Here is a 2,661-nt window from a genome sequence, read left to right as displayed (position 1 = left end):
AGCGGCAGGCTGTGAGCAGCCGGTTAACAGCAGCAGGGCCGCCAGCAGCGGGGTTAATACTGTGTGTTTCATCTGAGGTTCCTTGCAGAGGCGGGACTAAAGAAAAAACGGCGGCGGCACCCAGGCTAAATCGGTTTCCGTTATTTCGGACATACTTTGGGCTCCTTCATCCTGAGGGGCTCTTTTATCGGGTAGGACGAACTGCCGTAGGTGTAACAACTCGTCGTGACCTTCACGTCATCGCAGGGTAAAAAATGCACCGTGATGCCGCAGACGTTCTGGCCGTTATAGTCGGGTACCGGGACGGTTTTGCTGTGCTGCCGATTCTGAGCACTCATCTTTTTCTCCCAGGCTTTATATTTTTCGTAATCAGTAAATCCCGGGAAACCATCTGTCGATGCTTCTCCACTTTCCCAGTCAACACGCACCGTCATACCCGGCGTCCAGCGGGCGGGCACGCTGTAGCAGCAGCCACCCCCGCCGCCCTGGAACGGGCCGATAATGTCGATGCCCGACTGGTTATCGACACTGAAGTGGTTAATCGCCCATCTGGTGTGGTTGATGGCGTCAATGGTGCCGCCACCACCTCCACTGCCACCGGCCTGAGCGGCAGGCTGTGAGCAGCCGGTTAACAGCAGCAGAGCCGCCAGCAGTGGGGTTAATACTGTGTGTTTCATCTGACGTTCCCTGAAGAGGCAAAACCGAAGAGATAGCGGTGGCAGCACCCGGGCTGACGCGGTTACCGTTATTTCGGACATACTTTGGGCTCCTTCATCCTGATGGGCTCTTTTATCGGGTAGGACGGACTGCCGTAGGTGTAACAACTCGTCGTGACCTTCACGTCATCGCAGGGTAAAAAATGCACCGTGATGCCGCAGACGTCCTGGCCGTTATAGTCGGGTACCGGGACGGTTTTGCTGTGCTGCCGTTTTTGAGCATCAATATTTTTTTTCCAGGCGAGATATTTTTTCCTGTCTTCATAGCCAGGAAAATCCATGGAGTACCCCACACCACTTTCCCAGTCAACACGCACCGTCATGCCCGGCGTCCAGCGGGCGGGCACGCTGTAGCAGCAGCCACCCCCGCCGCCCTGGAACGGGCCAATAATGTCGATGCCCGACTGGTTATCGACACTGAAGTGGTTAATCGCCCATCTGGTGTGGTTGATGGCGTCAATGGTGCCGCCGCCACCTCCGGCCTGAGCGGCAGGCTGTGAGCAGCCGGTTAACAGCAGCAGGCCCGCCAGCAGCGGGGTTAATACTGTGTGTTTCATCTGAGGTTCCTTGCAGAGGCAAAACTGAAGAGATAGCGTTGGCAGCACCCGGGCTGGAGCGGTTTCCTTTATTTCGGACATACTTCCGGCTCCTTCATCCTGAGGGGCTCTTTTATCGGGTAATTGGCATTTCTCGGTGACCAGCAACTGGTCGTCACCTTCACGTCATCGCAGGGTAAAAAATGCACCGTGATGCCGCAGACGTCCTGGCCGTTATAGTCGGGTACCGGGACGGTTTTGCTGTGTTGCCTATCGTTCTCTTTCATTTTGTCCCTCCACTCCCTATATTTTTTTGAATCTGCAAATCCAGGAAAACCTTCAGTGGACGCCTCCCCACTTTCCCAGTCAACACCCACCGTCATGCCCGGCGTCCAGCGGGCGGGCACGCTGTAGCAGCAGCCTCCGCCACCTCCCTGGAACGGGCCAATAATGTCGATGCCCGACTGGTTATCGACACTGAAGTGGTTAATCGCCCATCTGGTGTGGTTGATGGCTTTAATGGTGCCGCCGCCACCTCCGGCCTGAGCAGCAGGCTGAGAGCAGCCGGTTAACAACAGCAGGGCCGCCAGCAGCGGGGTTAATAGTGTGTGTTTCATCTGACGTTCCCTGAAGAGGCAAAACTGAAGAGATAGCGGTGGCAGCACCCGGGCTGACGCGGTTACCGTTATTTCGGACATACTTTGGGCTCCTTCATCCTGAGGGGCTCTTTTATCGGGTAATTGGCATTTCTCGGTGACCAGCAGCTGGTCGTCACCTTCACGTCATTGCAGGGTAAAAAATGCACCGTGATACCGCAGACGTCCTGGCCGTTATAGTCGGGTACCGGGACGGTTTTGCTGTGCTGCCGATGACTGGCTTTAATTTTTTTTTCCCATTCCAGATATTTGTCCCATTTTTCATATCCCGGGAAATCATCTGTCGATGCTTCTCCACTTTCCCAGTCAACACGCACCGTCATGCCCGGCGTCCAGCGGGCGGGCACGCTGTAGCAGCAGCCTCCACCACCGCCCTGGAACGGACCGATAATGTCGATGCCCGACTGGTTATCGACACTGAAGTGGTTAATCGCCCATTTAGTGTGATTGATAGCTTTAATGGTGCCGCCACCACCTCCACTGCCACCTGCCTGAGCGGCAGGCTGTGAGCAGCCGGTTAACAGCAGCAGGGCCGCCAGCAGCGGGGTTAATACTGTGTGTTTCATCTGAGGTTCCTTGCAGAGGCGGGAATAAAGGGGACTCGCGGTGTTACCCATGCCAAATCTTTTTTATCTTTCTCAGACCGTTGCCGCCAGCACCTGCTCAAGCCAGCTGGCCGGGATCGCAGCCTGCGCCCGCGCCAGCTGTTGTTCAGCCACAAGCGCTTTTCGCTGTGCAACCACTACGCCCGGC

Annotated in this window: 4 protein-coding genes; all 4 read right to left on the bottom strand. The window is 56.1% G+C overall.

Features of this window, described 5'->3' with window-relative positions:
• Nucleotides 1-140: 140 nt before the first annotated feature.
• Complete coding sequence (gene tli1a, locus CMR03_RS22080) at nucleotides 141-677, bottom strand: Tli1a family immunity protein (RefSeq protein WP_096012663.1); 537 nt, start codon at nucleotides 675-677, stop codon at nucleotides 141-143.
• Between the two features lie 68 nt (nucleotides 678-745).
• Entirely contained in the window at nucleotides 746-1,273 is a 528-nt protein-coding gene (gene tli1a / locus CMR03_RS22075; protein ID WP_096012662.1) for a Tli1a family immunity protein, read from the bottom strand.
• Between the two features lie 68 nt (nucleotides 1,274-1,341).
• The gene (gene tli1 / locus CMR03_RS22070) at nucleotides 1,342-1,869 is read right to left on the bottom strand and encodes a T6SS immunity phospholipase A1-binding lipoprotein Tli1-KP (RefSeq protein WP_096012661.1); all 528 of its coding nucleotides are present in this window, start codon (nucleotides 1,867-1,869) and stop codon (nucleotides 1,342-1,344) included.
• A gap of 68 nt (nucleotides 1,870-1,937) precedes the next feature.
• Nucleotides 1,938-2,474, bottom strand: a complete 537-nt coding sequence (gene tli1a / locus CMR03_RS22065) for a Tli1a family immunity protein (RefSeq protein ID WP_096012660.1) — start codon at nucleotides 2,472-2,474, stop codon at nucleotides 1,938-1,940.
• Between the last annotated feature and the right edge of the window lie 187 nt (nucleotides 2,475-2,661).

It is taken from the genome of Pantoea allii (genome assembly GCF_002307475.1).
Lineage (GTDB): Bacteria > Pseudomonadota > Gammaproteobacteria > Enterobacterales > Enterobacteriaceae > Pantoea > Pantoea allii.
The sequence above is the reverse complement of the archived record's forward strand: the minus strand, read 5'-3'. Positions and strand labels throughout refer to the sequence as shown.

What these genes read in the sequence shown, in the direction of transcription:
- tli1a (WP_096012663.1), bottom strand. Translation starts at nt 677, where the DNA reads ATGAAACACACAGTATTAACCCCACTGCTGGCGGCTCTGCTGCTGTTA.
- tli1a (WP_096012662.1), bottom strand. Translation starts at nt 1,273, where the DNA reads ATGAAACACACAGTATTAACCCCGCTGCTGGCGGGCCTGCTGCTGTTA.
- tli1 (WP_096012661.1), bottom strand. Translation starts at nt 1,869, where the DNA reads ATGAAACACACACTATTAACCCCGCTGCTGGCGGCCCTGCTGTTGTTA.
- tli1a (WP_096012660.1), bottom strand. Translation starts at nt 2,474, where the DNA reads ATGAAACACACAGTATTAACCCCGCTGCTGGCGGCCCTGCTGCTGTTA.